Annotated in this window: 17 protein-coding genes; 7 read left to right on the top strand and 10 right to left on the bottom strand. The window is 67.6% G+C overall.

What is annotated here, in order from left to right; all coding sequences use genetic code 11:
* Window positions 1–73 precede the first annotated feature (73 nt).
* Complete coding sequence (locus tag BDW16_RS07070) at window positions 74–1,534, top strand: 2OG-Fe(II) oxygenase family protein (RefSeq protein ID WP_066580220.1); 1,461 nt, start codon at window positions 74–76, stop codon at window positions 1,532–1,534.
* Between the two features lie 11 nt (window positions 1,535–1,545).
* On the opposite strand, the gene clpB is transcribed toward BDW16_RS07070, so the two are convergent.
* Window positions 1,546–4,125 carry an ATP-dependent chaperone ClpB gene (clpB, locus tag BDW16_RS07065; protein ID WP_066580217.1) on the bottom strand — a complete coding sequence of 860 codons (2,580 nt, stop codon included), beginning with the start codon at window positions 4,123–4,125 and terminating at the stop codon, window positions 1,546–1,548.
* Window positions 4,126–4,257: 132 nt separating this feature from the next.
* Window positions 4,258–5,904 carry a M28 family metallopeptidase gene (locus BDW16_RS07060; RefSeq protein WP_066580216.1) on the bottom strand — a complete coding sequence of 549 codons (1,647 nt, stop codon included), beginning with the start codon at window positions 5,902–5,904 and terminating at the stop codon, window positions 4,258–4,260.
* A 119-nt stretch (window positions 5,905–6,023) separates the two neighbouring features.
* Here BDW16_RS07060 and BDW16_RS07055 point away from each other — a divergent pair, with 119 nt between their 5' ends.
* Both BDW16_RS07055 and BDW16_RS07050 read left to right on the top strand, forming a co-directional pair.
* Entirely contained in the window at window positions 6,024–8,843 is a 2,820-nt protein-coding gene (locus tag BDW16_RS07055; RefSeq protein ID WP_066580214.1) for a M16 family metallopeptidase, read from the top strand.
* Between the two features lie 45 nt (window positions 8,844–8,888).
* Window positions 8,889–9,185 (top strand): hypothetical protein, encoded by a 297-nt coding sequence (locus BDW16_RS07050; RefSeq protein ID WP_066580213.1) that lies wholly within the window; start codon window positions 8,889–8,891, stop codon window positions 9,183–9,185.
* A gap of 73 nt (window positions 9,186–9,258) precedes the next feature.
* On the opposite strand, the gene BDW16_RS07045 is transcribed toward BDW16_RS07050, so the two are convergent.
* Window positions 9,259–9,963: an FMN-dependent NADH-azoreductase gene (locus tag BDW16_RS07045; RefSeq protein ID WP_066580326.1), complete on the bottom strand. Its 705-nt coding sequence runs from the start codon at window positions 9,961–9,963 to the stop codon at window positions 9,259–9,261.
* Window positions 9,964–10,060: 97 nt separating this feature from the next.
* On the opposite strand from BDW16_RS07045, the gene BDW16_RS07040 reads away from it, so the two are divergent.
* Window positions 10,061–10,954, top strand: a complete 894-nt coding sequence (locus BDW16_RS07040) for a LysR substrate-binding domain-containing protein (protein ID WP_241230538.1) — start codon at window positions 10,061–10,063, stop codon at window positions 10,952–10,954.
* Here BDW16_RS07040 and BDW16_RS07035 read toward each other — a convergent pair.
* A complete protein-coding gene (locus BDW16_RS07035; RefSeq protein ID WP_066580210.1) occupies window positions 10,951–12,018 on the bottom strand; it encodes a 5-(carboxyamino)imidazole ribonucleotide synthase in 1,068 nt (355 codons plus the stop codon). The genes BDW16_RS07040 and BDW16_RS07035 overlap by 4 nt on opposite strands.
* Window positions 12,019–12,041: 23 nt before the next feature.
* On the bottom strand, window positions 12,042–12,527 hold the full coding sequence (purE, locus tag BDW16_RS07030) for a 5-(carboxyamino)imidazole ribonucleotide mutase (RefSeq protein WP_066580209.1): 486 nt from the start codon (window positions 12,525–12,527) through the stop codon (window positions 12,042–12,044).
* Window positions 12,528–12,644: 117 nt separating this feature from the next.
* Here purE and ada point away from each other — a divergent pair, with 117 nt between their 5' ends.
* Together ada and BDW16_RS07020 are read left to right on the top strand one after the other, a co-directional pair.
* Entirely contained in the window at window positions 12,645–13,679 is a 1,035-nt protein-coding gene (gene ada, locus BDW16_RS07025) for a bifunctional DNA-binding transcriptional regulator/O6-methylguanine-DNA methyltransferase Ada (protein WP_066580325.1), read from the top strand.
* A complete protein-coding gene (locus tag BDW16_RS07020; protein WP_066580207.1) occupies window positions 13,676–14,143 on the top strand; it encodes a DUF1203 domain-containing protein in 468 nt (155 codons plus the stop codon). Before ada ends, BDW16_RS07020 begins: the two co-directional genes overlap by 4 nt.
* A 76-nt stretch (window positions 14,144–14,219) precedes the next feature.
* Here the strand turns inward: BDW16_RS07020 and BDW16_RS07015 are convergent, their stop codons facing one another.
* The 5 genes from BDW16_RS07015 to BDW16_RS06995 form a co-directional block, all read right to left on the bottom strand.
* Window positions 14,220–14,699 (bottom strand): GNAT family N-acetyltransferase, encoded by a 480-nt coding sequence (locus BDW16_RS07015; RefSeq protein WP_066580204.1) that lies wholly within the window; start codon window positions 14,697–14,699, stop codon window positions 14,220–14,222.
* A complete protein-coding gene (locus BDW16_RS07010; protein WP_066580202.1) occupies window positions 14,699–16,252 on the bottom strand; it encodes a trypsin-like peptidase domain-containing protein in 1,554 nt (517 codons plus the stop codon). Before BDW16_RS07010 ends, BDW16_RS07015 begins: the two co-directional genes overlap by 1 nt.
* Window positions 16,253–16,304: 52 nt before the next feature.
* On the bottom strand, window positions 16,305–17,876 hold the full coding sequence (locus BDW16_RS07005) for a hypothetical protein (RefSeq protein ID WP_100362722.1): 1,572 nt from the start codon (window positions 17,874–17,876) through the stop codon (window positions 16,305–16,307).
* Between the two features lie 52 nt (window positions 17,877–17,928).
* Window positions 17,929–20,094 carry a primosomal protein N' gene (locus BDW16_RS07000; protein ID WP_066580201.1) on the bottom strand — a complete coding sequence of 722 codons (2,166 nt, stop codon included), beginning with the start codon at window positions 20,092–20,094 and terminating at the stop codon, window positions 17,929–17,931.
* 82 nt (window positions 20,095–20,176) lie between these two features.
* Complete coding sequence (locus BDW16_RS06995) at window positions 20,177–20,848, bottom strand: DUF2490 domain-containing protein (protein WP_083954375.1); 672 nt, start codon at window positions 20,846–20,848, stop codon at window positions 20,177–20,179.
* Between the two features lie 114 nt (window positions 20,849–20,962).
* On the opposite strand from BDW16_RS06995, the gene fsa reads away from it, so the two are divergent.
* Window positions 20,963–21,616 carry a fructose-6-phosphate aldolase gene (fsa, locus tag BDW16_RS06990; RefSeq protein WP_066580199.1) on the top strand — a complete coding sequence of 218 codons (654 nt, stop codon included), beginning with the start codon at window positions 20,963–20,965 and terminating at the stop codon, window positions 21,614–21,616.
* Window positions 21,617–21,687: the final 71 nt, after the last annotated feature.

Genomic DNA, 21,687 nt, shown 5'->3' with positions numbered 1-21,687 from the left:
AGAGACTTGGGGGCGGGCTTCGGCTCGCCCCCTTTTCTTTGCGCCCCGCACGCGACGCTGGCAGGAAGACGCGATGAGCAATCCCGAAACGGCGATCAGCGCCGCGATCGACGCTTGCGATGCCGGTCGTGCGGAGGACGGAGTACCTCTGCTGACCGCGGCACTGGCGCAGCATCGCGGGTATCCGCGGTTGTGGCATGTGCTGGGGCTGATGTACCGGGCGATCGGCGATGGTGCGCAGGCCGCGCGAGCGTTCGGCGAAGCGGCCCGACTCGCCCCCCATGAACTGAAGGCTGCGCACGGGTTGGCGCAGGCGAGCCTAGAAGCAGGTCTTCCGGCGTTCGCACTGTTCGAGCGCGCACGCCGACTGGCACCCGCGGACTCCGATCTGCTGGTCGGCCGCGCCGCCGCACAGTTCGCCGAGGGAAATGGCGGTATTGCGGTCTCGGAGCTGGGGATGATCCTCTCCACCAACCCGCTCTGGATCGCCGGCCACGCCGCGTTCGCGCGGATCGCGACGATGCGCGGCGGAGAGGCGACGGCTTCGCTTGAGGCGGCGGTCGCCCGCGCGCCGCAGGAGGTGGCACTGTGGAGCGCGCTGCTCAATGTGCTGATCGAGGCGACGCGCCATGGCGAGGCGGACGTCGTGTTGCGCCGTGCACAGGCGGCGACGGGGATAGGGTTCGAACGGTTCGAGGCGGTGATCGCTTCCGAGCTGGGCCAGACGGAGCGCGCCGACCGGCTGTTCGCGGCGCTGAGCGACGTCGCCGATGCCGCGCACGCGGTGCGCCATGTCCGCCACCTGCTGCGCACGGGCCAGGCGCAAGCGGCGGCGGCGCGGATCGAGCCGTTGCTGGAGCGGCCCGACGCGGACGAAATCTGGCCCTATGCCGCGCTGGCATGGCGGCTGACCGGCGATGCGCGCGCGGAATGGCTGGAAGGCGATGCGCGGCTGACCGGCGTCTACGATCTGGGCCTGCCGCCGGGGGATCTCGATGCGCTGGCAGCATGTCTGCGCGGCCTGCACGGGATGCAGGCGCCGCCGCTGGGCCAGTCGGTGCGTGGCGGCACGCAGACCGACGGGCCGCTGTTCGCGCGCGCCGAGCCGGAAATCCGCGGGCTGCGCACGGCGATCCTCGACGCGGTGGCGGGGCATGTCGCGCAGCTGCCGCCCGCCGATCCGCGGCATCCGCTGCTCCGCCACCGGCCGGAGCGGCTGCGCTTTGCCGGCGCCTGGTCGGTGCGGCTGGCGGGCAGCGGCGGGGGACGGCATACCAACCATATCCACCCCCAGGGCTGGATCAGCTCTGCCTTCTATGTCGCGGTGCCGCCCGAGGCCGAGCGTGGCGCGGCGCCGGCAGGCTGGTTGACCCTGGGTGAGGCGCCGCATGAACTGGGCATCGATCTGCCGCCATTGCGGCAGGTCGAACCCAGGCCGGGGCGGCTAGTGTTGTTCCCGTCGCTGATGTGGCACGGGACGGTGCCGTTCGGCGCCGGCGAGCGGCTGACAGTGGCGTTCGATATCGCCCGCTGATCCGCCGCGCATTACGCAGGGGTCAGCACCAGCTCGCCATCGCCTTCGCCGACCTTGACGGTGCTGCCGTCCTTGACGTCGCCGCGCAGGATCGCGTCGGCGAGCGGGTCCTGCAGATAGCGCTGGACTGCGCGCTTCAGGGGGCGTGCGCCATAGACCGGGTCGTAGCCGACGCGGCCGAGCCAGTCGCGCGCCTCGGGCGTGAGATCCAGCGTGATCTTGCGATCGGCGAGCAGCTTGCCGAGCCGGGCGACCTGGATGTCGACGATCGGCGCCATCTCGTTGCGGCCGAGGCGGTGGAACAGCACGATCTCGTCGAGCCGGTTGAGGAATTCGGGCCGGAAATGCGCGCGCACGACCTCCATCACCTGCGGTTCGACCGAGGCGACGTCCTGCCCCTCGTCGAGCTGGGTCAGATACTGGCTGCCCAGGTTCGAGGTCAGCACGATGATCGTGTTGGTGAAATCGACCGTGCGGCCCTGTCCGTCGGTGAGGCGGCCGTCGTCGAGCACCTGGAGCAGGATGTTGAAGACGTCGCCATGCGCCTTCTCGACCTCGTCGAACAGCACGACCTGATACGGACGGCGGCGCACGGCTTCGGTGAGCACGCCGCCTTCCTCATAGCCGACATAGCCCGGAGGCGCGCCGATCAGGCGGGCGACCGAGTGCTTCTCCATGAACTCGCTCATGTCGATGCGGACCATGGCGTGCGGATCGTCGAACAGGAACTCGGCAAGCGCCTTGGTCAGCTCGGTCTTGCCGACGCCGGTGGGGCCGAGGAACAGGAACGAGCCGAGCGGGCGGTTGGGATCCTGAAGCCCGGCGCGGCTGCGGCGGACGGCGGTGGAGACGGCCTTCACCGCAGCCTGCTGGCCGATCACGCGCTTGCCGAGCGTCTCCTCCATGGCGAGCAGCTTCTCGCGCTCGCCTTCGAGCATCCGGTCGACGGGGATGCCGGTCCAGCGGCTGACCACTGCGGCGATATCGTCGGCGGTGACCTCCTCGCGCAGCATGGCCGGGCCAGTCGAGGCCTGGGCCTCCTCCAGCTGCTTGGTCAGCGCGGGAATGGTGCCGTAGTTGAGCTCGGCCATCTTGGCGAGGTCGCCGCTGCGCTGCGCCTGGTCGAGTTCGAGCCTGGCCTGCTCGAGCTGCTCCTTGATCTTCGCCTCGCCCGCGATCTTGTCCTTCTCGGCCTGCCAGCGCTGGGTCAGCTCGGCCGACTGCTGCTCGAGATTGGCGAGTTCGGCTTCGAGGTTGGCGAGCCGGTCCTTTGAGGCCTGATCGCTTTCCTTCTTCAGCGCCTCGCGCTCGATCTGGAGCTGCATGATGCGGCGGTCGAGGTTTTCGATCTCCTCGGGCTTGCTCTCCACCTCCATGCGGATGCGCGAGGCGGCTTCGTCCATCAGGTCGATCGCCTTGTCGGGCAGGAAGCGATCGGTGATGTAGCGGTTGGAGAGCGTTGCCGCCGAGACGATCGCGCCATCGGTGATGCGCACGCCATGGTGCAGCTCATACTTCTCCTTGAGGCCGCGCAGGATCGAGATCGTGTCCTCGACCGTCGGCTCGCCGACGAAGACGGGCTGGAACCGCCGCTGCAGCGCAGGGTCCTTCTCGACATGCTTGCGATATTCGTCGAGCGTGGTTGCGCCGATGCAGTGCAGTTCGCCCCGCGCGAGCGCGGGCTTGAGCAGGTTGCCGGCGTCCATCGCGCCCTCGCCCTTGCCCGCGCCGATCAGCGTGTGCATCTCGTCGATGAACAGGATGATGTGGCCGTCAGCGCCCTTCACCTCGTCGAGCACGCCCTTCAGACGCTCCTCGAATTCGCCGCGATATTTGGCGCCCGCGATCAGGCTGCCCATGTCGAGCGACATCAGCGAACGGCCCTTGAGCGTATCGGGCACGTCGCCATTGGCGATGCGCAGCGCGAGCCCTTCGGCGATCGCGGTCTTGCCGACGCCGGGGTCGCCGATCAGCACGGGATTGTTCTTGGTGCGGCGCGCAAGGATCTGGATGGTGCGGCGGATTTCCTCGTCGCGGCCGATCACGGGATCGAGCTTGCCGTCCTTTGCGGCCTGGGTCAGGTCGCGAGCGAATTTCTTGAGCGCGTCGTAGCGGTCTTCTGCACCCGCCGTGTCGGCGGCGCGGCCGCCGGTGAGCTGGTTGATCGCGGCGTTGAGCGCGTCGGGCTTCACCCCGGCAGCGGCGAGTGCGCGGCCGGCATTGGTGGTGGTCGCGAGGAGCAGCGACTGCAGCATGCGCTGCACGCTGACGAAGCTGTCGCCGGCCTTGGTTGCGATCTGCTCGGCCGCATCGAGCAGCCGGACGCTGTCATTGTCGAGGCCGGGCGCCTGCTGCGCGCCGCCGCCGGTGACCGCGGGGATGCGGGATAGCGCGGCATCGATCTCGCTCGCTGCGCGCTTGGCATCGCCGCCTGCGGCCTGGATCAGGCCTGCGGCCATGCCCTGCTCATCCTCGAGCAGTGCCTTGAGGATATGTTCGGGCGTGATCCGCTGGTGATTCTGGCGGATCGCAACGGTCTGAGCCGACTGGAGGAAGCCCTTGGCGCGATCGGTGAATTTTTCGAGGTTCATACATATCCCTGTCGTCTTTCATGGCGCGAGATGGTGTTGCATTTTCGCAACACAAGGCTCGTGCGTAGAAAACTACAGGGACGATGCTGCCGCACCGCCGGGACCGGGACAAGCCCGGCCCGGCGGATTGGCTTATTTGGCCTTCGGTCTGACCGGAGCCGGCGCCTTTGGCGCCGTGGGCGCAAAGGTGTTGCCGAAGAAATCGCCCGCAAACCAGCGCGGCGCCTCGGCCCCGTCGGCGATTTCGCGTGCGATCAGATAGTTGATCCTCGCGAACCTAGCGCCCGCCTGCCAGTTGAACGCCTGGCCGAGATCGTCATTCGGGCGGTGATAGGTCTTGGTGAGGAAGTTCATGAACTTCTCGCGTCCCTCGCCCGCAAAGCCGGTGGCGAGCATGATCGAGGGAATGCCCTCGACGACGAAGCTGTAATGGTCGGATCGGGTGAAGATGCCCTGTTCGGGCATCGGATCGGGGGAGACCTTGATCCCGGCTCTCGCCACCGCGCGCTCGGCGATCGGGCCCAGCGTCGAATGTTCGCCGCCGAACGCGATCACGTCGCTGAAGTCGTAGGTGAGCACCGGCATGTCGAGATTGACCACGCCTGCAACGCGGCCGCCCGCAGGCACGAGCGGATGCTTGGCGAGATACTGCGAGCCGAGCAACCCGTCCTCCTCCGCGGTGACCGCGGCGAACATCACGGTGCGCTTCGGCTTGTCCTTGCCCTCCGCAAAGGCGCGCGCGACCTCCAGCATCGTGGCGATGCCGGCGGCATTGTCCATCGCGCCGTTGTAGATCTTGTCGCCCTCAAGCTTGGGATCGACGCCGTCATGGTCGAGGTGCGCGGTGATCATCACCACCTGCTTTGCCAGTTCCGGATCGGAGCCGGGGATGATGCCGACGACGTTCGCGCTGGAGATCTTCTCGACCATGCTGTGCCGTTCGATGCGCACCGGCGCCTTGAGCGCGAAGCCGCGCGGCATCGCGCTCTTGCGGGCGGCGGCGTCGAGCACGCGCTTGAGGTTCATCCGCGCTCCCGCGAACAGCGCCTCCGCTGCCGGGCCATGGGCATAGGCCGTCGCGCGGATTTCGGGCGCCGCCGACCAGGGCTTGCCGTCCTTGCCGATCCACACATAGCGGGACGAGGCGGAATAGCCCGCCAGCCGCTTCCACGGCGTACTGGCGAGGAAGGCCCGGGTGGGGATGGTGATCACCCCGACCGCGCCGCGCCGTTCGGCCATGCGCGCCTTCTCCGAGCCGAGATGCGCGGCAATTTCGCTCGACGTGCGGCCCTCGGGAACGCCGGAGAGCAGCACGACGAACTTCCCTCGCACGTCGAGTCCCGAATAGTCGTCGAAGCCGTGGGTCGGGGAGTCGAGGCCATAGCCGACGAACACGGCATCGGCGGCGAGCAGCTGATCGGGCTCGCGCGCATGGGCAGTCATCATCACGTCGACACCGTTCTGGAAGGCGGTGCCGCCGATCGTGATCGTCGCGGGCGCGTCCTTCCTGAACCGGGCGCGGGCGAAATCGATCGGCTGGTACCAGCCCTTGCTGCCGCCGGGCTTCAACCCGAGCGCGTCGAAGCGGCTGGCGACGTAGAGCGCCGCGATGTCGTAGCCGCGGGTGCCGGCATCGCGCCCCTCGAGCAGATCATCGGCAAGGAACTCGACATGCGCGCGCATCTGATCGGGTGAGAAGGCGGGTTCGTCGGCGGCGGTCTGGGCGGCAAGCGGCGATGCTGCCGCAAGCAATGCGGCGGCGCAGAGTTGTCGGATCATATATTCCCCTATGATCGGGGCAGCCTAGCCAAAGCGGGATCGCTGACAAGTCCGTTGCGCGCGAGGGCGGTGCGGCTATGCTGTTTCCATCGAAACCAGTTTCCGGAAAGTTCGTCTCCATGAAGCCAGCCTTTGCCAGCCTCACCGCGATCGCGGTTGTCCTCGGTGCGCCCGCCTATGCGCAGCAGGCGCCCGCGCCGGTAGGCGACCTCGTGAAGCGCGTGGACATTCCCTACGAGGAGTTCCGGCTCGCCAACGGCCTGCGCGTGGTGATCCACACCGACCGCAAGGCGCCGGTGGTGGGCGTCGCGGTCTGGTATAATGTCGGATCGAAGCACGAGCCCAAGGGCAAGACGGGTTTCGCGCATCTGTTCGAGCATCTGATGTTCAACGGATCCGAAAACTCGCCGGGCGAATTCTTCGAGCCGCTCAAGGAAGTCGGCGCGACCGACTATAACGGCACCACCAATGTCGATCGGACCAACTATTTCCAAACGGTGCCGCGGGCCGCGCTCGACCGGGCGCTGTTTCTGGAGAGCGACCGCATGGGCTATCTGCTCGGCGCGGTGACGCAGGGCAAGCTCGACGAGCAGCGCGGCGTCGTCCAGAACGAGAAGCGTCAGGGCGATACACAGCCCTATGGCCTGCTGCGTTACAAGGTGACCGAGGGCCTGTTCCCCGAGGGGCATCCTTACCGCCACTCGACGATCGGCTCGATGGCCGATCTCGACGCGGCCAGCCTCGACGACGTCAAGAACTGGTTCCGCCAATATTATGGTCCCAACAACGCGGTGCTGGTATTGGCCGGGGATATCGACGCCGCCACCGCCAAGCCGCTGGTCGAGAAATATTTCGGCGCGATCCCCAAGGGCGCCGACATTGCCGATCCGAAGATCGACGTGCCGACGCTCGCCGCCGCCAAGAAAGAGGTGATGAAGGATCGCGTCGCCGTCACCCGAATCTATCGCATGTGGGCGGTCCCGGGGATGCGCGACAAGGATTCGACGGTGCTCGACATCGCGACCGGCGTGCTCGGCGGTCTCGCCAGTTCGCGGCTCGACAATGCGCTGGTCAAGCAGGAGAAGCTCGCGGTCAGCGTCGGCGCGTTCAACCAGAGCATGGCGCAGGCGGGGATGGTGCTGATCTCCGCCGATGTTCGCCCTGGCGTCGATCCGGCGGTGGTCGAGAAGCGGCTCGACGAGCTGATCGCCGACTATCTCAAGAACGGTCCGACCAACGATGAACTGGAGCGCTACAAGACACGAACCGCGTCGTCGCGCATCCGCGGGCTGGAATCGGTGGGCGGCTTTGGTGGCAAGGCGGTGACGCTGGCCTCGGGCGCGCTCTACATGAACGATCCGGGCTTCTACAAAAAGCAGCTCGCCGATCTGGCCGCGGTGACGCCGGCCCAGGCGCGCGACGTCGCGGCCAAATGGCTGTCGCGTCCCGCTTATTCGCTGACGATCGAGCCGGGACCGCGCGAGGCCTATACGGAGGCCGCCGCGACACCGAAGAAGCCGGTGGCGGCCGAGGCCGCGTTCAAAGGCACGCGCGGCGCGCTGCCCGCGGTGGCCGAGGTGAAGGATATCGATTTCCCTGCGGTGACCCGCACCAGGCTCTCCAACGGGATCGAGCTGGTCTATGCCCAGCGTGACGCGGTACCGGTGACCCAGGCGGTGGTGAGCTTCGATGCGGGCGTCGCATCGGATGTTCCGGCCGCCCTTGGAACCGAGGGCATGACGCTGGCACTGCTCAAGGAGGGCACTGCAAGCCGCAACTCGATCGCGATCGCCGAGGCGCAGGAGCGGCTGGGCGCGGGTATCGGTACGGGCAGCACTGCTGACCGGGCCTATGTCTCGCTGTTCACGCCGAGCCCGAACCTTGCCGGGTCGCTGGAGCTGATGGCGGACATCACCCGCAATCCGGCCTTCCCGGCGGCGGAGATCGAGCGGGTGCGCGGCCAGATGCTGGCCGGGATCAAGCAGATCAAGTCGAACCCCGCGGGTCTCGCCCAGATGGCGATGCCGACGCTGCTTTACGGCAAGGATTCGCCCTATGCGAAGATGGCGGCGGTCGGGGGCGACGAGGATGCGGTGAAGAAGCTGACCCGCGACGATCTGGTCAACTACTACAAGGCGTGGATCCGTCCGGAGAAGGCGAAGATCTTCGTGGTTTCGGATCGTCCGCTCGCCGAGGTCAAGGCTGCGTTCGAGGGTCGCTTCGGCGACTGGAAGGGCGAAGGCGCGCCGGGCACCAAGACCTTCGCGGCCAAGGCGACACAGGCCGCGCCCAGGATCGTGCTGATCGATCGTCCGGATTCGCCCCAGTCGCTGATCGTGGCGGCGCAGATGACCCCGGTCGATCCGTTCGCGGATCCGATCGCGCTGGGCACGGCGAGCGAGGTGCTGGGCGGCGACTTCCTGTCGCGCATCAACATGAACCTGCGCGAGGACAAGAGCTGGTCCTATGGCGTGCGCGGCAGCGTGGCGCGGATGGAGCATGCGGTGCCCTTCACCATCTCCGCGCCGGTCCAGGCCGACAAGACGGGCCCCTCGATCCTCGAGATCCAGAAGGAAGTCGGCGACTATCTGAGCAGCAAGGGCGTCACCCAGACCGAGTTCGATCGCTCGGTGATCAGCAGCGTGCGCAAGATGGCGGGCCAGTATGAGACTGCGGGGGCCGTGCTCGGTGCGATGCAGTCGAACGACTTCATGCGCCGTCCGGACGATTATCAGGATGGGCTTGCGAAAAAATATCGTGCGCTCACCATCGCTCAGGTTGACGCTGCGGCACGCGGGGCAATCGACCCCAAGCGCTTCATCTGGGTGGTGGTCGGCGACGCTGCGAAGGTCCGCGGGCAGCTTGACAGCCTTGGCCTGCCTGTTGAGGTGGTGAAGCCCGAGTCCGTCGGCGCTGCCGCAAAGGCCGCCGCCAACTAGGGCCGAACCCTTTTTGACCCGACCCGAATGACAGGAGAGACGAGCATGGCGAATGTCGATGGCACCTGGGATACCGTCACCCACTCGCCGATGGGCGACCAGAAGGCGACGCTCGCGGTGGTGAGCGCGGGCGACACCTTCACCGGCACCTATTCGGGTGCGCTCGGCACCACGCCGGTGAGCGGCAAGGTCGATGGCGACAAGCTGACCTGGACCGTCGACATCACCGTGCCGATGCCGATGACGCTGAGCATCGAAGCGACCGTGAATGGCGACGCGCTGACCGGCACCGTCACCGCCGGTGCATTCGGCAGCTTTCCGATGGAGGGCGTTCGCGCCTGATCTGCCGGTTGGCGACAGAATGACGAGGCCCGCTTCCCGCGAGAGAGGCGGGCCTTTTCGCATGTGGGGGACTCTAGACGGCGGCCGGCATTTCCGCCGCCAGTCGTGCGGCCAGCGCGTCGGTTTCCGCTTCGGCGCGCGCGATCGATGCGGCCAGCCGGTCGTCGCCGAACTCGTCATATTCGATTGCGACCCCCGCATGGCGATCGATCCCGATATAGCCGAGCGGGACGGTGAGGCTCGCCTCGACCAGGTTGATGTCGGCGAGCCTGCCGCCCGGGTCATAGCCATGGTCGCCGCGCGAGCTGAGGATCACCAGCTGCTTGCCGCCGGTCAGCATCGGCCAGTAGGGAACGTCACCGCGGGCGCGATCGAAGCCGAAGGTCATGCCGACCCGGACGACATTGTCGATCCACGCCTTGAGCGGTGCCGGAACGCCGAAATTGTACATCGGGGCGCCGATCACGATGAGATCGGCGGCGATGAGCTCGGTGACGAGCTCGTCGCTTTGCGCGAGCACCGCGCGCTGCGCCGGATCGCGGCGATCCGGTCTGGTGAAGGCGGCGGCGACCCATTCCCCGGTTACCGGTGCCGGCGGATTGGCGCCGACATCGCGATGGACGACCGAGTCCTGCGGACGCGCCGCCTGCCAGCGCTCGACGAAACGCGCGGTGAGCCGGCGCGTGTGGGAGCCCCGCGGATCGCGGCCGGAGCGGCCGGGCCGGGCGCTGGAATCGATCCACAAAAGGCGAAAGGGGCGAGATTCGATCGGGTGCATCATGCTATCCTGTTCATCTGTGTCCCGCATAATTGGGGCTTGATCAGAACAAGAACCAATGCGAATTGCTCAACTTATGGATGAGCCCAATTCATCTATGTTCAAACCGCGCCGATTGCCGCCACTCGCCGCGCTTCGTGCGTTCGAGGCGGCGGCGCGGCATCTGAGTTTCCGCGCGGCGGCGTCCGAGCTCGCGGTGACCCCGACTGCGATCAGCCATCAGATCCGCTTGCTCGAAGCGACGTTGGGGTTGCCGCTGTTCGTCCGGCGCACGCGGCAGGTTGCGCTGACCGAGGCGGGGCAGCGGCTGTTTCCGGCGCTGCGAGACGGGTTCGACGGGTTCGCGCGGGTGATCGGCGAGCTGAAACTGAAGCGGCAAAGCGTCACCGTCAGCGCCACCACGCAGTTCACCTCGCGCCGCCTGCTGCCCGCGGTTCCGGCGTTCAACCGGCAACATCCGGAGATCGATCTGCGGCTGAACGCCAGCGAAACGCCGGTCGATATCGCCGCGGGAGCCGCGGACATTGCGGTGCGCTATGGCGGCGAGATCGGAGCCGGGCTGCGGTCGGAGCCGCTGCTTGCCGAGCGCTTCGGCGTTCTTTGCAGCCCGATGCTCGGCCTGACCGCGCCTGAAGACCTGAATAGCGTTCCGCTGTTGCACACCGACTGGCTGCGCGACGTCACGCCCGACTGGCGCCGCTGGGCGAAGCTGGCCGGCGTCACGGAGCTGAAGCTCGACCAGGGTGCCCGCTTCACCAATGGCGATCACGCCATCCAGGCGGCGATCGCGGGGCAGGGGGCGATCGTCGCCAGCCTGATCCTGGCGGAAGAGGAAATTCGCGCCGGCCTGCTCGTCCAGCCATTCGGGCCGGTGATCGAAGGCATCTATTATCAGCTGGTCACCCGCACCCAGCCGCCGAGCCGGGAGGTGGAAGCCGTGTTGACCTGGCTCCGCGAAGAGGTCGCGCGCCCGCGCAGGAGTGCTCGCTAGCGCCGAACCCGCGTGACGTGCCCCATCTTGCGGCCGGGGCGGGCTTCGTTCTTGCCGTAGAGATGGAGATGGGCGTCGCCCTCGGCGAGGAATGCGGGCCAGTCATTGGCCTCGTCGCCGATCAGGTTCTGCATCTCGACCGAGGTTCCGGTCAGTGCGGTCGAACCGAGCGGGAGACCGCAGATGGCGCGGATATGATTCTCGAACTGTGAGGTGACCGCGCCTTCGATCGTCCAGTGGCCGCTGTTGTGGACGCGCGGTGCCATTTCGTTGAACACCGGGCCGTCCGCGGTGGCGAAGAACTCGCAGGTCAGGACGCCGACATAGTCGAGCGCCGCCGCGAGCTGGGCGGCAAGCGCGGCTGCGGCATCGACCTGTTCGAGCACCAATGCCGGAGCGGGAACGGTCGAGGTCGCGAGGATGCCGCCGCGATGGACGTTGAGCGGGGCGGGGTAATGGGCGGTGGCGCCGTCGATCCCGCGCACCAGCATGATCGAGAATTCGTGCGCGAAGGTGACGAAGCCCTCGGCGATCGATGGCTGGCCGTTCACGGCGTCCCAAGCTGCGTCGAGATCGTCGCCGGGCATGATCCGTGCCTGACCCTTGCCGTCATAGCCGAGGCGCAGGGTCTTGAGGATCGCGGGAGTGCCGGTTTCGGCTAGGGCGGCGTCCAGCTCCTCGCGGCTGTTGCACAGTGCGAATGGCGCGGTACGACCGCCATTGTCGCGCGCGAACGCCTTTTCGACGGCGCGATCCTGTGCGACTTCGAGCGCGCGCGTGCCGGGGCGCAGCGGCGCGAAATCGGCCAGCGCGCGCAATGGCTCGACCGGCACGTTCTCGAACTCGTAGGTCAGAACATCGCAGCGCTTGGCAAAGGCTGCGAGCAGATCGGTCTCGTAGTAGGAGCCTGCCGTGAACCCGCCGGCCACGTCGCACGCCGGGCCGCTTTCGGGGGCGTAGATGTGGCAGCGATAGCCGAGTTGTGCCGCCGCGACTGCAAGCATCCGGCCGAGCTGGCCGCTGCCGAGGATGCCGATGGTGCTGCCGGGAGGAATCGCGGTCATTGGGCCTTTGGTTATTCGGGTGGCTATTCGGGATCGGTGGCGACGCTGTCGGTCTGGCGCGCGCGCCATGCCTTGAGCCGGTCGGCGAGGGCAGCGTCGGAGGTCGCGAGGATGGCGGCGGCGAGCAGGCCGGCATTGATCGCGCCGGCCTTGCCGATCGCGAGCGTGCCGACGGGGATGCCGCCGGGCATCTGGGCGATCGACAGCAGGCTGTCCATGCCCTTCAGCGCCTTGGATTCGACCGGCACGCCGAGCACGGGGAGATGGGTCATCGACGCCGCCATGCCGGGCAGGTGCGCCGCGCCGCCCGCGCCCGCGATCACTACCTTGAGCCCTCGATCGGCCGCACCGGTCGCATAGTCGTAGAGGCGTTGGGGGGTTCGGTGGGCGGAGACGACTTTGCTCTCGTTGGCGACGCCGAGCTCGGTGAGGATGTCGGCGGCGTGGCGCATCGTCTCCCAATCGGAGGTGCTGCCCATGATGATGCCGACCAGAGGTGCGTCCGCCATTCCTTGCCCCTGCGTTGCGGGAAAGCGTCCCCCTAGAGAGCCGGACGGGATTTGCCAATCATGTTTGGACGCAAGCGCCGGGAAGCAGTGCTTGTGCCGGACGCCTATATCGGCACCATGAGCAAGATGATCCCCGACGATGAAGCCTGGGAAGCGTTCCAGCGCCGCGACCGCGCCTATGACGGGCGGGTGATCGCAGGCGTGCTGACCACCGGCATCTATTGCAAGCCGAGCTGTGCGGCACGGCACCCCAAGCGCGAGAATGTGGTGTTCTTCCCGGATGCGGAGAGTGCGCGCGCCACGGGTCTGCGCGCCTGCCTGCGCTGCAAACCCGACGAGATCGGGCGCGAGCGGATCGCTGTGGCCAAGGCCGTCGCGCTGCTGGAGGCGGCGGAGGATGCGGTGACGCTCGACACGCTGGCGGACCATGTCGGCTATGCGCCGCACCACTTCCAGCGATTGTTCAAGCGCGCGACCGGCGTGACCCCAGCGGCCTATGCCCGATCGCTGCGCGCCCGGCGCGCTGCGGAGGCGCTGACCGCCGAGGACAATGTGACGACCGCAATCTACGAGGCGGGCTATTCGGCGCCCAGCCGCTTCTACGAGACGAGCAATGCACGGCTGGGCATGACGCCGAGTGCCTGGCGCAACGGCGGCGCGGGGATGACGATCCGCTGGATCGTGGCGGACACCAGCCTGGGCGCGCTGCTGATCGCTGCGACCGACAAGGGGCTGTGCCGGGTCGCGTTCGACGAGGATAGCCTGAGCCTTGCCACGCGCTTCCCCCGTGCGGAAATCGTGCCGGGCGGGGCGGCGCTGGCGGCGTTGGCGATGCAGGTGGTGGCGGAGGTCGAGCAGCCGGGCCGCCATGCCGATCTGCCGCTTGACGTGCGCGGCACCGCGTTCCAGGAGGCCGTGTGGCAAGCGCTACGCGCGGTTCCGCCGGGCGAGACGGTGAGCTATGCCCAGCTCGCGGTGGCGGCGGGCAGCCCCGGCGCGGTGCGCGCGGCGGGCACGGCGTGCGGCGCCAACAATGTCGCAGTGGTCATCCCCTGCCACCGCGCCCAGCGCAGCGACGGAAGCATGGGCGGATACGCCTATGGCGTCGATCGGAAGAAGGTGCTGCGCCGCCGCGAAGGAGTGACGGAATGAGCTATGTCATCCACGGCCTCGATCCGGCGCCGTTCGTCCATCTCTATGGTCTTTCCAGCGACGAACTGGCGACGCAGGGGGCGGTGCGGATGATCGCCGACGCCAAGCCCGGCTATCCGTGCCGCGTCACGCTGGAGGATGTCGAACCCGGCGGAGCAGTGCTGCTGGTCAATCACGAGCATCTGCCGGTCGATACGCCCTATCGCTCGCGCCATGCGATCTTCCTCGCGGAAGGTGCGCATGCGCCGGCGCGCTACGAAGCCGCGGTCCCGGAGCAGTTGCGCATACGCCTGCTGTCGGTACGCGCGTTCGATGCGGACGACATGATGATCGATGCCGAGGTGCTCGACGGCGCGGGGCTGGAGGCGGAGATCGCGCGGATGTTCGCCGATCCGCGCACTGCCTATCTCCATGTCCACAATGCACGGCGCGGCTGTTTCGCTGCGCGGGTCGATCGCGCCTGAGGCGTTGGCCCGCCGGCTTGCAGCGATCGCCGGACTGGTGGTGCTGCGGCGGCGCGAAGAAGGACCAGCCGCGGACTCAGTCGACGGGGCGGCGCATGACATGGGTGCCCGGCCCATAGCCGCCGGCATTTGCGCCGGTGTAGTCGAAGCCTTGCGCTGCCCAGAAACGGTCGGCGCCATTGACGGCGACAAGGGTGATGTCCTGCACGCCGGCCTTGCGTGCCAGGTCGTCGACCAGTGCGACCGCCGCCTGCCCCATGCCCAGCCCGCGCGTGCCGGGCAGCAGCGCGATATCGTGAAGATACCAGGTGTCTGCGGGGGCGGGGAGCTGATCCAGCATCGCGCCAAGCGCGGGCGGCGGTGCGGAACGGAGCCAGGGGTGCGTCACCAGCAGCCCCTGTGCCACCCCGTCACCCTCGCAGACGAAACATCCCGCCGGACACAGAAGCAGCCGTTCCGCATAGACGTCGAGCGGCTCGGCATACCGCCCATGTACCTCGGCGGAGATCGCGGTTACTGCCGGGAGATCGGCCGCGGCCATCGGACGCCAGCGCATTATTCCCCCGCCGGCTTGCAGCTGTAGACCAGCCGCTCGTTGAACACCTGCGGCAAGGCGGTGCGGACCGCCTGCTGCTTGGCGGCGAGATCCGCGCGGCCGGCCGGATCGGCCGAGCACGCCTTGATCTTCACGCCGGTGCGCAACCGGCGTGCATCGGCCATCTGGCTGGCGTTGAGCAGGTAGCGGGTGGTGGAATAGGTGCGCGTCGCGGGCGCATATTCGAGCACCGAAACCGTCTGTTCCTCATCAGGCACGAGGATGCGTTGCCAGTTCTGCTGGCCGGTCTCGGCATATTGGGTGCGGCCGTTGACGCAGCCATCGGGGTTGATGTCGATGTTGATGTCCTGCGTGCTCGATACGGTGACGCGCGAGCGGGCGGGGTCGATCGTGCAGACCATCTTGCCGAGCCCGCCGGTCCGCACGGCGGGCGGCGGGACGCTGACGCGGGCCGCGCTTGCGATCGCGGAGGGATCGAAGGCAGGCCGCACGAAGAACAGGATGAACGCCGCCAGCACGAGCACGCCGCCCCCGCTCGCCGCCCAGATGCTCTCGCGCCGCTTGCCCTGCGTGCGCAGGAAGCCCGCCACGCCCAGGCTCGCCACCCCCAGCACCAGCAACAGGCCGGCGCCGGCGATGAAGTTCTCCCGCATCGTGAAATTGTCGATCAGCGCCTTGTCGAGCGCGCTTTCGCGGTCGGCAGCGGAGCGTGCTGCATCTTCGCGCGCCTTGGCTTCGTCGGCGGCGCGCGCCTTTTCCGCCTCGCTGCGGTCCTGCGCCAGCCGGTCGGCGATGCTGGTGCAGGCGACGCCGTTCACGGGCATCGGCTGCCCGGCGGCGCGCAGGAATGCCGCGACCTCGTCATTGCCGACTGCGAAGCCGAAGCTGGCGTCGCCTTCCTCGCTGCGTGTCACCGCCGCATTGACGCCGAGCACGCGTCCGCACGGATCGAGCAGGGGGCCGCCGGAATTGCCGCGTGCGATCCCCGCCGTGTGAAGCAGGACATTGACGCCCTGGAGATTACGGCGGCCGGAGAACACGCCCTGCGAGCGGATCGGCGAGAGCGGGGTGATGAAGTCCATCGCCGAGCGGGCGGTGGCGAGATCGACATTGCCCGGATAGCCGAGCGCGATCATCGCATCGCCCTCGCTCACCGGGCCGTTGTAGAAGGTGAGCGGGGGCAGGCGGATGCCGCCGAACTCGACCAGCGCGAGATCGCGGTCCGAATCGATCGCGATCAGCCGGCCCTGATAGGATTTGTCGCCCTCCGACGGGACGATGCCGATCATCACATTGCCGGGATAGCGTTCGGCCGCCTCCACGACATGAGCGTTGGTGAGCACGCGGTTGGGAGCGACCGCAAAGCCGCTGCCATGGCCGAAGCCGACCACTTCGCCCTCCGCGGTCGCGATGGTGACGATCCGCACCACCCCGCGCCCGGCGGCGGAGATATCGTCGGCACGCGCCGGAACGGTCAGCGCGAGCAATGCCAGCACCGCGGCAAGCAGCCACGCCGCGAGAGCCCGAATCTGCAGGGCAGGATAGAACGCCATGACCGTTGCCTTCGGTTAAAAGCAGCGGCGGTTCAAGCGGGACGGACGCAGCTCAGACCGGCGGACCGCCCGCTTTGTCCCCATCCTTGCCCGGTTCCTTGCCCGGATGGGCATCTTCGTCCTCGTCCGGCTCGGCTTCGATATCGGCCGCCTCGGCGTTGCCGGCATCGATTCGCGCGATGATCTTGGCTGCGGCCGTGCTGCGCGAGCCGCCATGCGGATTATAGGCAATCGGCCGAAGCATCTCGCGCGCTTCGGCCTGCTTGCCGTCGCGCAGCTGCATCATTGCCGCGTTCATGCGCAAATCCATGTCGAACGGTGCAAGGTGGAAGGCATATATCAGCCCCTTCTTGGCGTTCTCGGTCGGCGGCAGCCCGGCCATCGCATAGCTGCGGTAAAAGAGGATCAATGGCTCGGGATCATCGGGATCCAGGCGGTTGGCGGCAGTGATGATCTTGCGGATCGCGCTCCAGGTCGCCGGGGTGCGATCCTTGGCTCGACGCGCGACCGCCATCCGGGCCATCGCCTTGTAGAGACGAGCGTCGATCGCTTTGGCATCGGCGGCGATCGCGCGATCCGCGGCCGCCTCGGCCGCAGCATAATCGCGTGCGTCATAGGCTGTTTCGGCCAGCACGACCTGAACGGCAGGGTCGTTGGGATAGGGCGCGGCCGCCTTGAGCGCGCGAGCGTAAACGCCGGGCGCGGTTTCGGCATTCACCCCGACTTTCGAGCGGATCCGCACGCTCATGATTGCTGCTTCGCCCGGGCCCAGCGCGCGGACCTTCACCTCGCCGAGCTTGATCGCTTCGGCCGACACCTTGCGCATCGCGAACCGGGACAGCTTGTAGCGTTCGAGCTCACGGTCGAGCTGTTTCAGGTCACCGAACACCAGCGCCGCCTCGAGCGACGTCTTTCCGCTATTGATCGCATTGAGATAGCCGGCGAGCTGCTTGGGGCGTTTGTCGCTGAAGCTCAGATAATGGGTCAGCAGCCAGCCGCGTCCGTAGAGCCCGCTGCGTTCATTGGGCTTCAGCTTCAGCGTTTCAGCGACCAGCAGCTTGTCGAGCGGCAGCCAGTTCCCGTCCAGGATCGAATGGGCACGATATTGCGGCGGCGCACCCAGGACGACGCCGCCGTCGGTATCGACCACCGCGGTTGCGTGAAACTCGGCAAAACCCTCGATGAACCAGCTCGGAAAGGCCGCGCCCGGCCAGTTGGCGAACATGAAATGGTGGGCATATTCATGCTGCAGCACCGCGTTGGCCGACAGGTCGTTCTTGTCGCCGTCACCCGCCCTGCGCGGCACGACCGCGAGCGGGCCACCCGCGCGGCCGATATAGAAACCGGCCACGTTGCTACTGCGCGACAGCGCCTCGACCGCGTCGGTGCTGCTGACGACATAGACGGTGACGCGATTGGCGGCGCCCGGCGGTGTCGCCGGGATGCCGCGCGCTACGCGCAATGCCTTGTCGAACCGCTCGAGATTCGCGGCGAAACGGCCCGCCCGCTCAGCGCTTCCGTCATAATAGACCACGAAATGGTCGGTGCTTGCCTCGTGCCAATCCGCCTGCGCCGCGGCCGGCGTGAACAACGCCAGCGCCAGAGCGATCATCCGCTGAATCATCCCGGCCCCCTTCTTCCAGTCGCGGACGCTAAGCCAAAGGGGTTCGGCAGCGCTAGAGGAAGTTATAGGGGTCCACATCGACGACGACGCGTACCTTGGCGGACCATTCGATGCCGCCGAGCCAGTCGCGGATCACATCCTGAACGTCGAGCGCGCGGCGGGCATGGACGAGCAGGCGGAAACGGTGGCGGCCGCGCAGCATGGCGAGCGGGGCGGGAGCGGGGCCGAACACCTGCATCGCCTCCACCTGAGGCGCGGCGCGGCCGATCAGGCGGGCGGTTTCGAGCGCGGCGTCCTTGTCCTCGCTCGATACGATGATCGCGGCGAAGCGCCCAAAGGGCGGCGCGCCGGCCTCGCGCCGTGCCTGCGTCTCGGCGGCATAGAAGCTCTCGGCATCGCCGCTGACCAAGGCACGCATCACCGGTGCCTTGGGGCTGTGGGTCTGGATGAGGACGGTGCCCGGCTTCTCGCCGCGCCCCGCACGCCCGGCGACCTGCATGATCTGCTGAAAGCTGCGCTCGGCCGCGCGCAGGTCGCCCCCCTCGAGGCCAAGGTCCGCGTCGACCACTCCGACCAGCGTCAGATTGGGGAAGTGATAGCCCTTGGTCACCAGCTGGGTGCCGACGACGATGTCGATGTCGCCCGCCTCCATCCGGTTGACGAACTCCGCCGCCTTGGCGGGGGACCAGATCGTGTCCGAGGTGACGATGGCGGTCTTGGCGTCGGGGAACAGCGCCGCGACCTCGTCCGCGATGCGCTCGACGCCCGGGCCGCAGGCGACCAGGCTGTCCTCGCTGTCGCATTCCGGGCAGGCGCGCGGGGTCGGGATGGCGTGGCCGCAATGGTGGCAGGCGAGGCGGCCGATGAGGCGATGCTCGACCATCCACGCGGTGCAATTGGGGCATTGGAAGCGATGGCCGCAGGTGCGGCACAGGGTGAGCGGCGCGTAGCCGCGGCGGTTGAGGAACAGCAATGCCTGTTCCTTGCGCTCGAGCGCCTCATCGATCGCCTTGACGAGACGGGGGGCGAGCCAGCGGCCGCGTGGGGGCTGCTCGGCGAGCAGGTCGATCGCCTCGATATCGGGCATTTCCGCAGCGCCGTAGCGGCCGGGAAGCTTGACCTCGGTATAGCGGCCGAGCGCGACCTGCTGGCGCGTCTCGATCGCCGGGGTGGCGCTGGCGAGCACCACCGGGCAGCGTTCGAAATGGCCGCGCATCACCGCGACGTCGCGCGCGTGATAATGGACGCCTTCCTCCTGCTTGAAGCTGGTCTCGTGCGCCTCGTCGACCACGATCAGGCCGAGATTGGGGTAGGGGAGGAACAAGGCCGAGCGCGCGCCGACCGTGACCAGCGCCTCGCCGCTGGCGATCGCGCGCCAGGCCCGGCGGCGTTGCGACTGGCGCAGGCCCGAATGCCACGCCACCGGCTCGACCCCGAACCGCGCGTGGAAGCGTTTGAGGAAGGGTTCGGTCAGCGCGATCTCGGGGAGGAGGACGATGCTCTGCCTGCCCGCGTCGATCGCGGCGGCGACGGCTTCGAAATAGACCTCGGTCTTGCCCGATCCGGTGACGCCGTCGAGCAGGAAGGGCTGGAAGGTCTCGGCAGCGACGGCGCCGCGCAGGGTCGCGGCGGCTTCGGCCTGGACATCGGACAGTGCGGGCGGGGCGAAGGCCGGATCGGGCATCGGGTAGGGGGTGTCGAGATCGACCGCGACGCCTTCGATCGCGCCGATCTTCACGAGACCGCGGATCACGGCTTCGGATACGTCGGCGATGGTCGCCAGCTCGCGGATCAGGCCTTGCCGGTCGCCGATCCGCTCAAGCGCCTGTTCGCGCTGCGCGGTCATCCGCCCGGGCATTTCGCCGGTCGCGCGATACTCGACGATGGTCCGGCCGCCCTCCAGCGCCGACGTGGAGGAAAGCGCCATCCGCAGCACCGAGGCGAGCGGCGCGAGGTAATAGCCGGCGGTCCATTCGACCAGGCGGCGGAGCGGTGCGGGGACCGGGGGAGCGTCGGCGACCCCGATCAGATTGCGCAGGCGGTTGTCGCCGATCTCCTCGACCGGGAGCCGTTCGGCCTCCCACACGACGCCGACGAGCTGCCGCGGCCCGAGCGGGGCGACGACGATCGACCCCGGCTCCACCGCCATGCCGTGCGGCACGCGATAGTCGAGCGGGCCGAGCGCGGAGTTGAGGACGATGACGCGGGCGCGGGACATTGCGCCCCATATCGGCATTCCTGCCGATGCTGGAAAGCGCTATCGAACGCGGCGAAGGCGATGCGCCGGGGCCGTGCGCCGACTAGAGGCTGAGGCCGACCGTCACCGCCAGCGCATGATCCATCGTGTCGCGGCTGTTGCCGCGCGCAAAGCGGTACTGGTTCAGATAGCCACCCTCGATCGACAGCAGCTTGCTGGCCTTCCAGTTCACCCCGACCATGTTGCGCATCCGGTCATAGCCGGCCTTCTCGCCCCAGTCGGTATCGTTGAGGGCGATCAGGCTTTCATGGCTGCCGACCAGGCTGAAGTCGCTCTTGCCGAGCGGAAGCGACGCCTTGATCTGCGGGCGCAGACGATAGCCGGTATCGTCGCCGTCCGAACGCGACCGATGCTCGAGCCGCATCCGGCCCGACAGCTTGAACGGACCGGCATTGCCGGACAGGCCGAGCTGGACGCGGAACCGGTCTTCGGTCCGGGTCACCTTCCCGCGCGAATAATTGACCACGCGGACATAGCCGCCACCGAGCGTGACGCCCTTGGATATTTCATGCGCAACGCTGCCGGCGAGCTCGATCTCGTACAGGCCGCCCGAATCGTCGCTGAAGCGGTTGATCGATTCGAATTCGACGTCGGTGGGATCGGACACCGCGATCTTGGCGGAACCCGTGATCCACAATTCGCTGTCGTGATCCTGTGCCATCGCGGCGGCAGGCAGCAGCAACAACGGGAAAGCACAAATCAGAAGGCGTGACATCAGTGGATCCAGGCTATGCGTTGACCGCCTTCCGGTGATAGAGGGCAGCGCGAACGGGCGCGCGACTAGCACGCCGTCACACGACTGTCACACATTTGCACAGAAGGCCTTGCCATGAAGTTCTTTGCCGATACCGCCGATACCAACGACATTCGCGAGCTGGCGGAGGCGGGGTTGCTCGACGGCGTCACCACCAACCCCTCGCTGATCCACAGGGCGGGGCGCGACTTCCTGGAAGTGGTGGCCGAGATCTGCAAGATCGTCGACGGCCCGGTCTCGGCCGAGGTCGTCGCGCTCGACCATGAAGGCATGATGCGCGAAGCCGAAGTGGTGCGGAAGATCGCCGACAATGTCGCGGTCAAGGTGCCGCTGACGATCGACGGCCTCAAGACCTGCAAGGCGCTGACCGACGACGGCACGATGGTGAATGTCACCCTCTGCTTCTCCGCAAACCAGGCGCTGCTCGCCGCCAAGGCGGGCGCGACCTTCGTCTCGCCCTTTGTCGGCCGCCACGACGATATCGGCTTCGACGGCATGGAACTGATCAGCGATATCCGCCTGATCTATGACAATTACGATTTCGGCACCGAGATCCTCGTCGCATCGGTGCGTCATCCCATCCACATTCTGGAGTCGGCGAAGCTCGGCGCGGACGTGATGACCGCGCCGCCCGCAGTGATCCGCCAGCTCGTCAAGCACCCGCTGACCGACAAGGGAATCGAAGGCTTCCTCGCCGATTGGGCGAAGACCGGCCAGACCATCGGCTGATCGCTCCGCGATCCGGATACAAGAAGGGCCATCCCGGCGGCGTGCCGGGATGGCCCTTTTGCTGTCCGGCG

The organism is Sphingomonas koreensis, from assembly GCF_002797435.1.
Classification (GTDB): Bacteria; Pseudomonadota; Alphaproteobacteria; order Sphingomonadales; family Sphingomonadaceae; genus Sphingomonas; species Sphingomonas koreensis.
This window is presented reverse-complemented; position numbering and strand designations above follow the sequence as displayed.